Origin of the sequence: Burkholderia sp. WP42, from assembly GCF_000745665.1 — a bacterium.
Lineage (GTDB): Bacteria > Pseudomonadota > Gammaproteobacteria > Burkholderiales > Burkholderiaceae > Burkholderia > Burkholderia vietnamiensis.
Window position 1 is genome coordinate 144,207 of the sequence record NZ_JQJT01000016.1, and the last position, 15,069, is coordinate 159,275.

13 protein-coding genes are annotated in these 15,069 nt (G+C 66.8%); 4 read left to right on the forward strand and 9 right to left on the reverse strand.

Features of this window, described 5'->3' with window-relative positions; translation table 11 throughout:
* Nucleotides 1-220: 220 nt before the first annotated feature.
* Together EX20_RS09725 and EX20_RS31830 are read left to right on the forward strand one after the other, a co-directional pair.
* Entirely contained in the window at nucleotides 221-664 is a 444-nt protein-coding gene (locus EX20_RS09725; RefSeq protein ID WP_014724157.1) for a PaaI family thioesterase, read from the forward strand.
* A complete protein-coding gene (locus EX20_RS31830; RefSeq protein ID WP_131929035.1) occupies nucleotides 661-957 on the forward strand; it encodes a hypothetical protein in 297 nt (98 codons plus the stop codon). The genes EX20_RS09725 and EX20_RS31830 overlap by 4 nt, the downstream gene beginning before the upstream one ends.
* Here EX20_RS31830 and EX20_RS09730 read toward each other — a convergent pair.
* From EX20_RS09730 to prpB, 8 genes are all read right to left on the reverse strand, one after another.
* Complete coding sequence (locus EX20_RS09730; protein ID WP_011881020.1) at nucleotides 936-1,997, reverse strand: CaiB/BaiF CoA transferase family protein; 1,062 nt, start codon at nucleotides 1,995-1,997, stop codon at nucleotides 936-938. The two genes, EX20_RS31830 and EX20_RS09730, sit on opposite strands and share 22 nt — an antisense overlap.
* Before the next feature lie 289 nt (nucleotides 1,998-2,286).
* Nucleotides 2,287-3,195 carry a hypothetical protein gene (locus EX20_RS09735; protein WP_124260151.1) on the reverse strand — a complete coding sequence of 303 codons (909 nt, stop codon included), beginning with the start codon at nucleotides 3,193-3,195 and terminating at the stop codon, nucleotides 2,287-2,289.
* 165 nt (nucleotides 3,196-3,360) lie between these two features.
* Nucleotides 3,361-3,810 carry a response regulator transcription factor gene (locus tag EX20_RS30530; RefSeq protein ID WP_011881022.1) on the reverse strand — a complete coding sequence of 150 codons (450 nt, stop codon included), beginning with the start codon at nucleotides 3,808-3,810 and terminating at the stop codon, nucleotides 3,361-3,363.
* Between the two features lie 39 nt (nucleotides 3,811-3,849).
* Nucleotides 3,850-4,314: a hypothetical protein gene (locus tag EX20_RS31835; protein WP_131929034.1), complete on the reverse strand. Its 465-nt coding sequence runs from the start codon at nucleotides 4,312-4,314 to the stop codon at nucleotides 3,850-3,852.
* A complete protein-coding gene (prpF, locus tag EX20_RS09745) occupies nucleotides 4,230-5,420 on the reverse strand; it encodes a 2-methylaconitate cis-trans isomerase PrpF (protein WP_034193402.1) in 1,191 nt (396 codons plus the stop codon). Before prpF ends, EX20_RS31835 begins: the two co-directional genes overlap by 85 nt.
* Before the next feature lie 26 nt (nucleotides 5,421-5,446).
* Complete coding sequence (acnD, locus tag EX20_RS09750) at nucleotides 5,447-8,041, reverse strand: Fe/S-dependent 2-methylisocitrate dehydratase AcnD (protein WP_011881024.1); 2,595 nt, start codon at nucleotides 8,039-8,041, stop codon at nucleotides 5,447-5,449.
* 81 nt (nucleotides 8,042-8,122) lie between these two features.
* Nucleotides 8,123-9,295, reverse strand: a complete 1,173-nt coding sequence (gene prpC, locus EX20_RS09755) for a bifunctional 2-methylcitrate synthase/citrate synthase (protein ID WP_011881025.1) — start codon at nucleotides 9,293-9,295, stop codon at nucleotides 8,123-8,125.
* A gap of 48 nt (nucleotides 9,296-9,343) precedes the next feature.
* Complete coding sequence (gene prpB / locus EX20_RS09760; RefSeq protein ID WP_011881026.1) at nucleotides 9,344-10,237, reverse strand: methylisocitrate lyase; 894 nt, start codon at nucleotides 10,235-10,237, stop codon at nucleotides 9,344-9,346.
* Between the two features lie 171 nt (nucleotides 10,238-10,408).
* On the opposite strand from prpB, the gene prpR reads away from it, so the two are divergent.
* Entirely contained in the window at nucleotides 10,409-12,391 is a 1,983-nt protein-coding gene (gene prpR / locus EX20_RS09765; RefSeq protein ID WP_011881027.1) for a propionate catabolism operon regulatory protein PrpR, read from the forward strand.
* A 348-nt stretch (nucleotides 12,392-12,739) separates the two neighbouring features.
* Here prpR and EX20_RS09770 read toward each other — a convergent pair whose 3' ends face one another.
* Nucleotides 12,740-13,588 (reverse strand): ureidoglycolate lyase, encoded by an 849-nt coding sequence (locus EX20_RS09770; protein WP_034193446.1) that lies wholly within the window; start codon nucleotides 13,586-13,588, stop codon nucleotides 12,740-12,742.
* Nucleotides 13,589-14,026: 438 nt separating this feature from the next.
* Between EX20_RS09770 and EX20_RS09775 the strand changes: the two genes are divergently transcribed.
* Complete coding sequence (locus EX20_RS09775; RefSeq protein ID WP_034193403.1) at nucleotides 14,027-14,851, forward strand: IclR family transcriptional regulator; 825 nt, start codon at nucleotides 14,027-14,029, stop codon at nucleotides 14,849-14,851.
* Nucleotides 14,852-15,069: the final 218 nt, after the last annotated feature.

Here is a 15,069-nt window from a genome sequence, read left to right on the forward strand (position 1 = left end):
CGGCATTAGCGGCATTTCCGCGTCGGACTTTAGGCCGCCGCGCAGCGCCGCGCACGATTTCCGTCGAATCGGCCGCCGCCGACGGCTTCGCATGCATTCGACGCAATAATCGCGTCGCATCGCACCGGTATTTGCGCGCAATGCGGACGAATTTCCTTGCTTATCGGCAGCCCCCTTCCTAGAGTTCAGCGCAAGCGGACACGCATTGCGAGGCAAGTCGATGACGGACATCACGGACCACGCGCGCGGCGCATTGCGCGCGCAACCGTTCAGCATGCTGCTGGGCACGGAGCTGATGCATATCGGCGACAACGAGGTGTCGCTGTGCCTGCCCGTGCGCGACGAGCTGCGGCAGCAGCACGGTTTCGTGCACGGCGGCGTGATGGGCTATCTGGCCGACAATGCGCTGACGTTCGCCGGCGCACTCGTGCTCGGGCCCCGCGTGATCACCGCCGAGTACAAGATCAATTACCTGCGGCCGGCCGTGAACGGCACGCTCGTCGCGCGCGCGCAGGTCGTCTACGCGGGCCGGCATCAGGCGACCTGCCAGTGTCACGTGTACGTCATCGACGGCGATCACGAGCGGCTCGTCGCGATCGCGCAAGGCACGATCAATCGTGTCGGCGACGGGAAGATGCCCGAGGCGGTGGCGGAAACGGCTTGAATTGGTTCGGGGTGCGGTTGCTTGCGTGGTCGGCCGCCGGAGACGTGCGCAGTCAACGTTTATCGCTTCGTCGCGGCAAGGTCGACGGCATCGCGCATTTCGCAGATCAGTCGATCGCCCACGCTGCGCAACATGATGTTGTAGCGGTGCGGATAGACATGCAGCGTAGCCGGAGGAATACGGCGAGGCTCGCCGAACCGCTCGACGAATCGAGTTCAAAGCTCAACCAGCTCGGCCTTGACGCCCCGCGTTGCCTACCGCGCATCGGTGCTTATACGGGCCCGTTCGCTTGATCGTCCGTCAACGGCAGAAACCGCGGCGCGACGCGTGCGCGAATGTCGCCGTTCGAATCGGTGCGATAGATTGCCCGCGCCACGTTGTGCGGATGCGTCGCGGCTTCGGCCACGCTGAGCACCGGCGCGAAGCACGCGTCCGTCCCTTCGAGCAGCGCGCGCCAGTGCGCGGACGGCTCGCGTGCGAACACCTCCGCGAAACGCGCCTTCAGCGCAGGCCAGCGCGCGCGATCGTATTGCGACGCCGGATCGACGTCCGTCAGCCCCAGGCGCTCCACGAGCAATGCGTAGAACGGCGGCTCGAGCGCGCCGATCGTCACGCATGCGCCGTCCGCGCAGCGATAGACGTCGTAGAACGGCGCGTCGTGGAACAGGCTCGGCTGCGCGCCGTCGAGCTGCCCGTTCGCCCGCGCCCACAGCGCGAGCGAGCCGAGCATCGAGACGATGTCGACGATCGCACCGTCGACCACGCGCCCCGCGCCGCCGGCGCGCACGTCGAGCAGCGCGCAGACGATGCCGAACGCAAGGCCGAGCGCACCGCCCGCGTCGCCGACCACCGTCGGCGGCACGCCCGGCCTGCCTTCGCGCGGCGCGGACAACGACAGCAGGCCCGTCAGCGCCACGTAGTTCAGATCGTGTCCGGCCGCGGTCGCGAGCGGCCCGTCCTGGCCCCAGCCGGTCATGCGTCCATACACGAGCGCGGGGTTGCGGTGCGCGCAGTCGTCGGGCCCGAGGCCGAGGCGCTCCATCACGCCCGGCCGCAGCCCTTCGATGAGCGCGTCGGCCTGCGCAATCAGTGCGAGCGCCGCGTCGCGGCCCGCCGCGCTCTTCAGATCGAGTTCGACGATCGTCTTGCCTTCGCGCAGCAAGTCGCCGTCGCGCGCCCGCAGTGCATCGGGCGCGCTGCTGCGTCCGGCCGGGCGCGCGATCAGCGTGATGCGCGCGCCCATCCCCGCGAGCATCCAGCCGGCGAGCGGGCCGGGGCCGAGACCTTCGAATTCGACGATATGGATGCCGGCAAGCGGCGCGTTCAATGGCATGGCGACCTCGTGGGGATGGGCTCGAAGCAAATGGAGGCGCGCGCGGCAGGCAGACGTGTGCGCCGGGTATGCGTATTCTGACGCGCTTTCGTGCGTGGAAGGCGTCCGATGCGAACGCGCGGCGCGATACGGCGCAGCGAACCACAAACGAAAAGGCCGGCGCCACGACGCCGGCCTGTGCCGTCAGGGAACGATCCAGCACTGCCCCTGGTAGATGCGTGCCGCCGTCGACACGTCGGACATATCGATCTCGACGTAACGGCTGACGACGCGTCCGCTCACGGCAGCATCACGGCGTTTTCCATTGCCCGCCTTCGTAGACTCGCCCCGTCGAATTGGTATTCGTGAGGTCGATCTCGATGCTGCGCGACCGCGCCCGCGAGAAGATCGTCGACGTCTCGATGTTCTGCTCGAACCACACGAGCACCTTCTCGATCGGGGTGAACGACGCTTCGCCGGAGACCATCACTTCGGGCGCGGCGTAGATCGGCGTGCTGACGGCCTCGCCGTCGATACCCGTACTCAGCTGGCAAATGCCCGGATGGATCTCGCCGTAGTCGTTCTCCATGTTGATCGCGGTCGGGTCGCCGCCGGTCGACGGCGAGCCGAACTGGCCGTACTTGTCGAGCGTGACGATCTCGCCGAGGCCGATGGAGACCTTCTTGGTCGACGCCTTGACGGTAATGCCGTCCTGATAGCGGTTCGTGCCGAAGATCTGGTAGATCGGCGTCCAGGAGAACTCGTTGTCCTCGAGGTACTCGAACGATGCGCGCCACACGACGTTGTACGCCGCGTCGCCGACCTTCTTCGCGAAGCACAGGTTGTAGCCAGCCTGCTTGAGCGTCGCGAAGTCCTTCGGACCGATGCCGATCGCGACGGTCTTGGTCACGGCAGCCAGCACGTTCTGGAACGACTGGGCCAGCACGGCGTACTCCTCCGCCTGGAACAGCTGCGCCTGCACCTGGAACTCCGCCACGTTGCCGGTCGAGCTGAGGCTCTTGCACACGACCTTCTGCCCCTGGTCGACATGGCTGCCCTGGTACACGTAGTACGTGTTTTCGGTTCTCAGGCTTTCCTTTTTCACGCCGGTCACGGAGAACGTATCCCCGACCTTCTTCTTCAGCTCCCCGGTCCCCTCGGTAATGACGTCCCAGGCGCTACCCACTTTCGGCCAACGGCAAACTTTCAGGATGCTCATTTTGTAATTCCCTCGGATAAGCTCGCTAAAAATGAATCTTCCGCACGCGGCGAGCGTCACGCACAAAAACAAACGCCTTATTTATTGACGAATCGAACAATTTACAATTTAAAAATTATTGACAGATCAATTCATCTATTTGTATCTGCAGCGCATGGATGCAGATTAGGATTCTCCCGAGGAATTCGCCATGCCACATTTCGCGTATTGACCGGCGATCCACGCGACCAGTTGACGCGTCGATTTGCACGAAAATTTATCGAGTAAATGCTCGCGATGCTTGTCGACGGTACGGGGGCTGATTTGCAGCAAGCGCGCGATGTCCTTGCTGCCGCGTCCATGACACAGCAGTCGCAGCACGCGGGATTCGGCCGGGCTCAGATGGACGCCGCCCAGATCCAGGCGCTCGAGCCATCCGGGGTGGTCGGGCAAATCGCCGCCCGGCAACGCGATGACGGATCGGACGCCAGTCTTCTGCTTGACGCGGCTCACGTGGCGCCGCGCGGTATCGAGTCCGACGCCGAGATGAGCGGCAATGGCCTTGTTGCTGAATCCGCGACGCAGCAGATCCACGACTTCTTTCTCTCGCGGCGTGAGAGCAGAATTCGATTCCATCGCCCCGGTCGGCTGGTTTTCGCCGCCGGGTAGGTGTGGTCAATCGAATGCGAAGGCGTCGGCCGCGGTATTTGTGATCGAAATTTCCGGCAGAGCGTCGCATATAACGCGGTTCACGGCCCACAATTTCAATACGCATTGATCCGGATCATTCGATACCCGGAAAACCGAAATTGCAGCACATATCCGGCGCATGAATTCGAATCGTTTCCACGATCTGGATATTTTTATTATCCAGCCATCGACGACCGGAATTTTCTTTCGAATCGAAACATCGTGGAATATCGCGATTGCGCGCCGCGCCGCATCGCGCAATGGCCTGCCCATGACGGGCAGGCGGCCCGCTTCGCCCGGCATACCGCCGGGCAAAGCGGGCAAGTCGCAGTTCGCCCGCCCCTCGCGGGGCGCAGCGACGACGCTTAAAACGCGTCGCCCGGCACGCGCACCCAGCCTTCCATCAGCACGCGCGCGCTGCGGCTCATGATCGCCTTGGTGACGGTCCATTCGCCGTTCTCGAAGCGCGCCTCCGCGCCGACGCGCAGCGTGCCCGACGGATGCCCGAAGCGCACCGCGGTGCGTTCGCCGCCGCCTGCGGCGAGGTTCACGAGCGTGCCCGGAATCGCCGCGGCCGTGCCGATCGCGACCGCCGCCGTGCCCATCATCGCGTGATGCAGCTTGCCCATCGACATCGCGCGCACCAGCAGGTCGACATCGCCCGCATTCACGCGCTTGCCGCTCGATGCGACGTAGTCGGCCGGCTTCGCGACGAAGGCGATCTTCGGCGTGTGCTGGCGCGTCGCGATCTCGTCGAGTGTGTCGATCAGGCCCATGCGCAACGCGCCGTGCGCACGGATCGTCTCGAACTTCTCGAGCGCCTTCGGATCGCCGTTGATCGCGTCCTGCAGCTCGGTGCCCGTATAGCCGATCGCTGCGGCGTCGACGAAGATCGTCGGAATGCCCGCGTTGATCATCGTCGCCTTCAGCGTGCCGATGCCCGGCACGACCAGATCGTCGACGAGATTGCCGGTCGGGAACATCGACCCGCCCGCGCCGTCTTCCTCGGCAGCCGGGTCCATGAACTCCAGCTGCACCTCGGCGGCCGGGAACGTGACGCCGTCCAGCTCGAAGTCGCCGGTCTCCTGCACCGCGCCGTTCGTGATCGGCACATGCGCGACGATCGTCTTGCCGATGTTCGCCTGCCAGATCCGCACGGTCGCGATGCCGTCGCGCGGCACGCGCGCCGCATCGACGAGCCCGCCGCTGATCGCGAACGGGCCGACGGCCGCGGACAGGTTGCCGCAGTTGCCGGTCCAGTCGACGAACGCCTTGTCGATCGAGACCTGCCCGAACAGATAGTCGACGTCGTGGCCGGGCCGCGTGCTCTTCGACACGATCACCGTCTTGCTGGTGGACGACGTCGCGCCGCCCATCCCGTCGATCTGCTTGCCGTACGGATCGGGGCTGCCGATCACGCGCAGCAGCAGCGCGTCGCGCGCGGCGCCGGGCGCCTGCGCGGCCTCCGGCAGGTCCTGCAGCCGGAAGAACACGCCCTTGCTCGTGCCGCCGCGAAGATAGGTCGCGGGAATCCTGATTTGTGGAATGTGAGCCATGTTTCGGTTATCCCTGTGTGTCCGGCTCAAGCCGCCTGCGACGATTCGAGGAAGTCCTGCGCGAAACGCTGCAGCACGCCGCCCGCGTCGTAGATCGACACCTCTTCCGCCGTGTCGAGCCGGCACGTGACCGGCACCTCGACGCGCTCGCCGTCGCGACGATGAATCACGAGCGTCAGGTCGGCGCGCGGCGTGCGTGCGCCGATCACGTCGAACGTTTCGGTGCCGTCGATGCCGAGCGTCTTGCGGTTCGTGCCGGGCTTGAACTCCAGCGGCAGCACGCCCATCCCGATCAGGTTCGTGCGGTGAATCCGCTCGAACCCTTCGGCGACGATCGCCTCGACGCCCGCGAGCCGCACGCCCTTGGCCGCCCAGTCGCGCGACGAGCCCTGGCCGTAGTCGGCGCCCGCGATCACGATCAGCGGCTGCTTGCGGTTCATGTACGTCTCGATCGCTTCCCACATCCGCATGACCTTGCCGTCGGGTTCAACGCGGGCGAGCGAGCCTTTCTTCACCGCGCCGTCGACGACCGCCATCTCGTTGACGAGCGTCGGGTTCGCGAAGGTCGCGCGCTGCGCGGTCAGGTGGTCTCCCCGGTGCGTCGCGTAGGAATTGAAGTCTTCTTCCGGCAGGCCCATCTTGGTGAGGTACTCGCCGGCCGCGCTGGTCGCGAGAATCGCGTTCGACGGCGACAGGTGGTCGGTCGTGATGTTGTCGCCGAGCACCGCGAGCGGCCGCATGCCCTTGAGCGTACGCTCGCCGGCCAGCGCCCCTTCCCAGTACGGCGGACGACGAATGTAGGTGCTCTGCGGCCGCCACTCGTACAGCGGCGCGGCACGCTCGCCTGCGTCGGCCGTGCGCGCGAACATCGGCTCGTAGACCTTACGGAACTGCTCGGGCTTCACGCTCGATGCGACGATCGCGTCGATCTCCTCGTCGGTCGGCCAGATGTCCTTCAGCGTGACGGGCTTGCCGTGCGCGTCGTGGCCGAGCGCGTCCTTCTCGATGTCGAAGCGGATCGTGCCGGCGATCGCATACGCGACGACGAGCGGCGGCGACGCGAGGAACGCCTGCTTCGCATACGGATGGATGCGGCCGTCGAAATTGCGGTTGCCGGACAGCACGGCGGTCGCGTACAGGTCGCGATCGACGATCTCCTGCTGGATCTTCGGATCGAGCGCGCCCGACATCCCGTTGCAGGTCGTGCATGCGAACGCGACGATGCCGAAGCCGAGCTTCTCGAGTTCCGGCAGCAGGTTCGCTTCCTTCAGATACAGCTCGACCGCCTTCGAGCCGGGCGCGAGCGAGCTCTTCACCCACGGCTTGCGCGTGAGGCCGCGCGCGTTCGCATTGCGCGCGAGCAGCGCGGCCGCGATCACGTTGCGCGGGTTGCTGGTGTTCGTGCAGCTCGTGATGGCCGCGATGATGACCGCGCCGTCCGGCATCTCGCCCGGCTTCTCTTCCCACTGGCCGGCGATGCCGCGCGCGGCGAGGTCGGAGGTCGGCAGACGCTTGTGCGGGTTCGACGGGCCGGCCATGTTGCGCACGACGCTCGACAGATCGAACGTCAGCGTGCGCTCGTACTGCGCATGCGCGAGCGTGTCGGCCCACAGCCCGGCCGCCTTCGCGTACGTCTCGACCAGCTTGACCTGTTCGTCGCTGCGGCCGGTGAGGCGCAGATAGTCGGTGGTCTGACCGTCGATGAAGAACATCGCGGCCGTCGCGCCGTATTCCGGCGCCATGTTCGAGATCGTCGCGCGATCGCCGAGCGTGAGGCTCGCCGCGCCAGCGCCACGGAATTCCAGATAGGCGCCCACCACCTTTTCCTTGCGCAGGAACTCGGTCAGCGCGAGCACGACGTCGGTCGCGGTGATGCCGGGCTGACGCTTGCCGGTCAGCTCGACGCCGACGATGTCGGGCAGGCGCATCCACGACGCGCGGCCCAGCATCACGTTCTCCGCCTCGAGGCCGCCCACGCCGATCGCGATCACGCCGAGCGCGTCGACGTGCGGCGTGTGGCTGTCGGTGCCGACGCAGGTGTCCGGATAGGCGATGCCGTCCTGCACCTGGATCACCGGCGACATCTTCTCCAGGTTGATCTGGTGCATGATGCCGTTGCCCGGCGGGATCACGTCGACGTTCTCGAACGACTTCTTGGTCCACTCGATGAAGTGGAAGCGGTCCTCGTTGCGACGATCCTCGATCGCGCGGTTCTTCGCGAACGCGTCGGGATCGAAGCCCCCGCATTCGACGGCGAGCGAGTGGTCGACGATCAGCTGCACGGGCACGACCGGGTTCACCTTCGCCGGGTCGCCGCCGCGCTCGGCGATCGCGTCGCGCAGGCCCGCGAGGTCGACGAGCGCCGTCTGGCCGAGGATGTCATGGCACACCACGCGCGCCGGGAACCACGGGAAGTCGCGCTCGCGCTTGCGCTCGATGATCTGCTTCAGCGAATCGGCGAGGATCGCCGGGTCGCAGCGGCGCACGAGGTTTTCGGCGAGCACGCGCGACGTGTACGGCAGCGTGTCGTAGGCGCCGGGGGCGATCGCGTCGATCGCGGCGCGCGCGTCGAAGTAGTCGAGCGACGTGCCGGGCAGAGGTTTGCGGTAGGCGGTATTCATGATGTGGGGCGGAATTCGGGATGAAACGTTGCGCGCGCGCCGGACGCCCGCATCGCGGACGCCGGCGCGCGCGGCGGCATGTCAGCGCTTGTCGATCGGCACGAACTGCAGATCTTCCGGACCGGTGTAGTTCGCGCTCGGGCGGATGATCTTGTTGTCGATGCGCTGCTCGATGATGTGCGCGCTCCAGCCGGACGTGCGCGAGATCACGAACAGCGGCGTGAACATCGCGGTCGGCACACCCATCAGGTGATACGACACGGCGCTGAACCAGTCGAGGTTCGGGAACATCTTCTTCGCGTCCCACATCACGGACTCGAGGCGCTCGGCGATGTTGTACAGCTTCAGGTCGCCCGCTTCCTTCGACAGCTTGTGCGCGACGCCCTTGATCACCTTGTTGCGCGGATCGGAGATCGTGTAGACCGGATGGCCGAAGCCGATCACGACTTCCTTGTTCTCGACGCGGCGGCGGATGTCCAGTTCGGCTTCGTCAGGCGAGTCGTAGCGGCTCTGGATGTCGTATGCGACCTCGTTCGCGCCGCCGTGCTTCGGGCCGCGCAGCGCGCCGATCGCGCCGGTGATCGCCGAGTAGATGTCCGAGCCGGTGCCCGCGATCACGCGGCCGGTGAACGTCGATGCGTTGAACTCGTGCTCCGCGTACAGGATCAGCGACGTGTGCATCGCTTCGACCCACGACTTCGACGGCGCCTTGCCGTGCAGCAGGTGCAGGAAGTGGCCGCCGATCGAGTCGTCGTCGGTTTCCGTCTCGATGCGCTTGCCGTTGTGCGAGAAGTGATACCAGTACAGCAGCATCGAGCCGAGCGACGCCATCAGGCGATCGGCGATGTCGCGCGCGCCCGGCAGGTTGTGATCGTCCTTCTCCGGCAGCACGGTGCCGAGCACCGATACGCCGGTGCGCATCACGTCCATCGGGTGCGCCGACGCCGGAATCTGCTCGAGCGCGGCCTTCAGCGCGTTCGGCAGCCCGCGCAGCGCGCGCAGCTTGGTCTTGTACGCAGCCAGCTCGGTCAGGTTCGGCAGCGTGCCGTGTACCAGCAGGTGCGCGATTTCCTCGAAGTCGCACGATTCGGCGACATCGAGAATGTCGTAGCCGCGGTAGTGCAGGTCGTTGCCGGTCCGGCCGACCGTGCACAGCGCGGTGTTGCCGGCCGTCACGCCGGACAGCGCCACCGACTTCTTCGGCTTGAATCCGCCTGCTGCGGCCGGTGCTGCTGCGTCTTTCGTCTCACTCATGTTTACATTCTCCAATGGGGATGCGTGTGTCGGGTCGCGCGGGCCGCGTTACTTCTTGCCCTGCGCGAACAATTGGTCGAGCTTCTGCTCGTATTCGTGATAGCCGAGGAAGTCGTACAGCTCGGCGCGCGTCTGCATCGTCGGCACGGCAGCCTTCTGCGTGCCGTCGCGGCGCAGCGTCTCGTAGAAGTTCAGCGCCGCCTTGTTCATCGCGCGATACGCGCCGCAGCAGTACAGCGCGATGTCGACGTTCGCTTCGCGCAGCTCGTCGAGCGTGAACAGCGGCGTCGAGCCGAATTCGGTCAGGTTCGCGAGGATCGGCACCTTCACGGCGGCCTTGAAGCGGCGATAGTCGTCGAGCGTCTTCATCGCTTCCGGGAAGATCATGTCGGCGCCGGCTTCGACGTACGCAACCGCACGCTCGATCGCCGCGTCGATCCCTTCCGCCGCGGCAGCGTCGGTGCGCGCCATGATCACGAACTGGTCGTCGGTGCGCGCGTCGACTGCGGCCTTCACGCGATCGACCATTTCCTCGACCGGCACGACTTCCTTGCCCGGACGGTGGCCGCAGCGCTTCTGGCCGACCTGGTCCTCGAGATGCACGGCTGCGACGCCGGCCTTGATGAACGAGCGCACCGTGCGCGCGATGTTGAACGCGCCGCCCCAGCCCGTGTCGATGTCGACGAGCAGCGGCAGGTCGGTCGCGTTGGTGATCCGGTTGGCGTCGATCAGCACGTCTTCCATCGTGCTGATGCCCAGGTCGGGGATCCCGAGCGAATTCGCCGCGACGCCGCCGCCCGACAGGTAGACGGCCTTGAAGCCGACGGCCTGCGCCATCTTGGCCGCGTATGCGGTGATCGCGCCGACCACCTGCAGCGGCTGCTCGGCCGCGACTGCCGCGCGAAACTTCGCGCCGGCGCTTTGAAGATGCGTGTTGCTCATGAACGGCCTCCTGAAGGAATGCCCATTAACAGCAAGGACCGGGCCAGCGCACCACTCCACCGCTAACCCACTGATTCTTAAGCAAGCGGCGCGCGGCACGATTCATCGGTCGATTTCATTTCAGCGCTTTTGTGTTTCAAAAATGAAATGCCACGCGCATAATCGATCGTCATGGACCTCTCCTCGACCACGCCCGCCGGCCCGACCGACCGCGCGGTGCGCCCACGCATCTGGGCGATGGGCATCAGCCGGCTGCGCGACCTGTTCCGCGAGATCGCCGGCGAATTCGACGAACGCGCCGACGTGCGCATCGTCACGCGCGCGTACGAAGACGCGCTGAGCGCGATCGCCGAGGCCGGCACCGCGCGGCCCGACGTGATCGTCGCGGCCGGCTCGAACGGCGGCTTCCTGAAAACGCGCGCGCAGGTGCCGGTGGTGGTCGTGTCGCCGACCGGCTTCGACGTGATGCAGGCGCTCGCGCGCGCGCGTCGGGACGCGACCCGCATTGCGCTCGTCAGCGCCGGCGAGACGCCGCCCGAAGTGCGCCGCTTCGTCGCCGCGTACGGGCTCGACGTGCAGTTTGCGTCATATCAGTCCGCGCAGGAAGCGGAGGCGTGCGTGCACGACCTGCACGACCGCGGCATCGAGACGATCGTCGGCCCCGGCCTCGTCACCGATCTGGCGGCGAGCGCGGGCATGGGCGCGGTATTCCTGTATTCGCACGCGTCGGTGCGCCAGGCGGTCGAGACCGCGCTCGAAGTCGCGTATGCAACCCACGCCGAGGCGTTTCGCCGGCAGCGGCTCGACAACCTGCTGCAGCATCTGCGCGACGGCGTCGTCGCGCTCGATGCGCGCGGGCGGGTGGAGGCGATCAACGAGCGGCTCGCGTCGGCGCTCGGAGTCGAACCCGCGGCGGCCGTCGGCCGCGCGCTCGTCGATCTCAGGCCGGAGCTGCGCACGCTGCGCGGCGAAGACGGCGATGCGCTCGCGACCGTGCGCGGCGTGAGATACGTCGTGCATCGCGGGCCGCTCGTCGATCGCGGCGTGACGTCCGGCAGCGTGCTGACGTTCCAGGAGTCGCGCGCGGTGGAGCGGCTCGACCGCGCGCTGCGTTCGCAGCCGAACACGCAGCAGTTCGCGGCGCGCTACACGCTCGACGACGTGATCGGCGCGTCCGCGCCGATGGCGCGCGTGCGCGACCTCGTGCGCCGCTACGCGAAATCCGACGCGACCGTGCTGGTGCTCGGCGAAAGCGGCACCGGCAAGGAGATGATCGCGCAGAGCCTGCATGCGCTGTCGGCGCGGCGCAATTACCCATTCGTCGCGGTCAACTGCGGCGCGTTTCCGGAGGCGCTGCTCGAAAGCGAGCTGTTCGGTTACGAGGAAGGCGCGTTCACCGGCGCGCGGCGCGGCGGCAAGACGGGGCTGTTCGAGGCCGCGCACCGCGGCACGCTGTTTCTGGACGAAATCGGCGAGATGCCGCCGTCGCTGCAAAGCCGGCTGCTGCGGGTGCTGCAGGAGCGCGAGGTGATCCGCCTCGGCTCGACCGAGCCGATCCGGATCGACGTGCGCGTGATCGCCGCGACGCACCGGCCGTTGCTGGCGGCCGTCGAAGCCGGCACGTTCCGCGCGGATCTGTATTACCGGCTCAACATCCTGAACGTGGGCCTGCCGCCGCTGCGCGAGCGCGCGGCCGACATCCCGGCGCTTGCGGCGACGCTGCTCGTACAGGCCGCGCAGCGCGAGCCGCGGCTCGCCGAGCGCATGCGCGAGCCCGGCGACGCGCTGCGCGTGCTCGGCGCGACGCAATCGACGCTCGCGCGCTATCGATGGCCCGGCAACGTGCGCGAGCTGCAGAACGTGATCGAGCGGATCGCGGTGGAACTAGCCGAGGAAGCCGACGAGAACGATCTGACCGCCGCGTGCCCGGCGCTCGCGCCGGACGCGCTGCGGGCGATCGCGCCCGAGCTGTTCGCGGCGCCGGTCGAGGCCGCGGACGACGACGATGCGCGCACCCTGCACGCGCGCCGCCGTCGCGCGGAAGCCGACGAGATTCGCGCGGTGCTGGATGCGTGCGGCGGCGATCGCGATCGCGCGTGCGCGATGCTCGGGATCAGCAAGACGACGCTGTGGCGCAAGCTCTCGGGTAAGTGAGGCGGGGATGTGGGGAATTGCGGTGCTGTAGCGGCCGGATGCGGGCGCGGGTTGTGGGGTCGGGGCGTTGAAGCGCGATGCGTTCCGGCCGGGGCGGCTGTTCTGTTCTTCAGGGCGCCGATGAATTGATGTCGGCGGGCGGCGTTCTGCAACCGTGTTCTGCAGTCGGTGGCCAGCGGTCGAGGTTGAGCGGCAACCGTCAGCGGCCGGCATTCGACGATCGACGTTCAGTCCTCGATATTCGACGCTTCGCGGACGGCACGCGGCGGTAGACGTTCAGCGGGCAATGGGCGCTGGGCACTGCGAATTCGGCATTCGCCGTTCACGCAGCGCCCCACGCGCCGACCGCTACCGTGCGTTGCGCGTGTGCTGCAGTTGCTCGCCGAGCCCTTCGATGCCGAGGCGCAGCGTCTGGCCGGCCTTCAGGAACACCGGCGACGGCTTGATGCCCATTCCGACGCCCGGCGGCGTGCCGGTCGTGATCACGTCGCCCGGCTGCAGCGTCATGCAGGTCGACAGATACGCGACCAGTTGCGCGACGGTGAACACCATCGTGCGCGTGTTGCCGTTCTGATAGCGGTGTCCGTCGACCTCCAACCACAGGTCGAGGCGTTGCGGATCGGGCACTTCGTCGCGCGTGACGAGCCACGGCCCGATCGGCCCGAACGTGTCGAAGCCTTTGCCCTTGTCCCACTGACCGCCGCGCTCGAGTTGCCACTCGCGCTCGGATACGTCGTTGACCACGCAATAGCCGGCGACGTAGTCGAGCGCGCGCGCTTCGTCGACGTCCTTGCAGGTTGCGCCGATCACGACGCCCAGTTCGACTTCCCAGTCAGTCTTGACCGAACCCTTCGGGATTTCGATGTCGTCGTTCGGGCCGCAGATCGAACTCGTCCACTTGCCGAACACCACCGGCTCCTTCGGGACGGCCATGCCGGCTTCGGCCGCATGATCCGCATAGTTCAGCCCGATCGCGATGAACTTGCCGACGCGCGCGACGCACGCCCCGATGCGCGGCTCGCCCGCGACGAGCGGCAGCGCGGCCGGGTCCAGCGCACGCAGGCGCGCGAGCGCGGCGTCGGACAGCGCGTCGCCGGCCAGATCCGGCACATGCGCGGACAGGTCGCGAATCCGGCCTTGCGCGTCGAGAATACCGGGCTTTTCCTGGCCGGGCGGGCCGTAGCGAAGCAGTTTCATCGTGCTGAACCTCTTGGTGGCGAATGTGACAGGATACCGGCCGCCGACGACGCGCGTGCGCACCATCGATGACCCGCCGCTCTTTGTACCATCGGCGGCTGGCGGTGGAATGGCGCGCGACGGATACCGACTATTGGTGCGACCGCAGAGATTACGTTGCAGCGGCGGATACGCCGACGCGGTCGGCATGGCGGCCGCCTCTCGCGTCCTTCGACGCTGAAAAATGAATATCCAGTATTTCTTATGACCCTGTCATCGGGAACGGCACCTGAGCCGTTCATGCCCGATGACGATCGGTAAAAAACACGCTGCATCGCACACTGAATGTTGTCGGGCTCGCGCGGATGGCAGTCATATCCGCGCGCGGCTTCGCGACGCCGCGTGCACGTCCGACAGCGTGCGTCGCCCACCGATCGGCAACTCCCTGACTTCCTACACATGACGCTAACTACTGACAACCCGCTCTCCAACAGCGACGCACTGGAGTCGACGGGCGCAGCCGACCGCTATCGCGCGCCTGCGCTCGACAAGGGCCTCGACATTCTCGAGCTCCTGTCGGAACAAAAGGAAGGATTGACCCGCACCGAAATCACGAGGGAACTTGGCCGCAACGCGAGCGAGATCTACCGGATGCTCGAGCGGCTCGTCGCGCGCCGCTACGTGATGCGCTCGAGCGGCGGCGACCGCTACACGCTGAGTCTGAAGCTGTTCGCACTTGCACACCGGCATCCACCTATGAGTCGGCTGATCGCGGAGGCGTTGCCGCTGATGCATCGATTCGCTGACGCAGCCGAACAGTCGTGCCATCTGACCGTCTACGATCACGGCAACCTGCTCGTGATCGCGCAGGTCGACGGCCCCGGGCCGTGGTGTGTGTCGGTGCGGCTCGGCTCGCGCATCGCGCTGGCCGATACGGCGTCGGGACGCGTGATGCTGTCGTTCCAGAGCACCGAGCAGCGCGCGCACATGCTGGCCGAGCATCGCAAGGTCAAGGGCGAAGCGCCGATCGACGAACAGGAGCTCGCGCAGGTATGTCATGCCATTCGGCAGTCCGGCTACTTGCGGCAGGACAGCCGCCAGGCGTATGGCGTCACCGATCTGAGCGCACCGATCGTCGGCCCGTCGGGTCATTCGATCGCCGTGCTGACCTGCCCGTACATGCGCCGGATCGATGCGCACACGGCGCCGTCGGCTGACGCGGTCGCGGCAAGGCTGCGGGAGACGGCCGGTCAGTTGTCGATGTGGCGGGCGGGGAGTCGGTGAATGGGGGGGACGGCGTAAAGGGCGGTGGGTGGGTTGAGCGGTTGAGCGGTTGAGCGGTCGTTCGGGCGTTCGGGCGTTCGGGCGTTCGGGCGTTCGCCGGTTCGCCGGTTCGACCGGGCGAGCCGCGCCGATACGATGCACGGCGATACGGCGCCTGTTCCCGCCAGCATTCGGACGATCGTTCCCGGACGCGCAAGTACTGCGCGTCCGGCGCTACG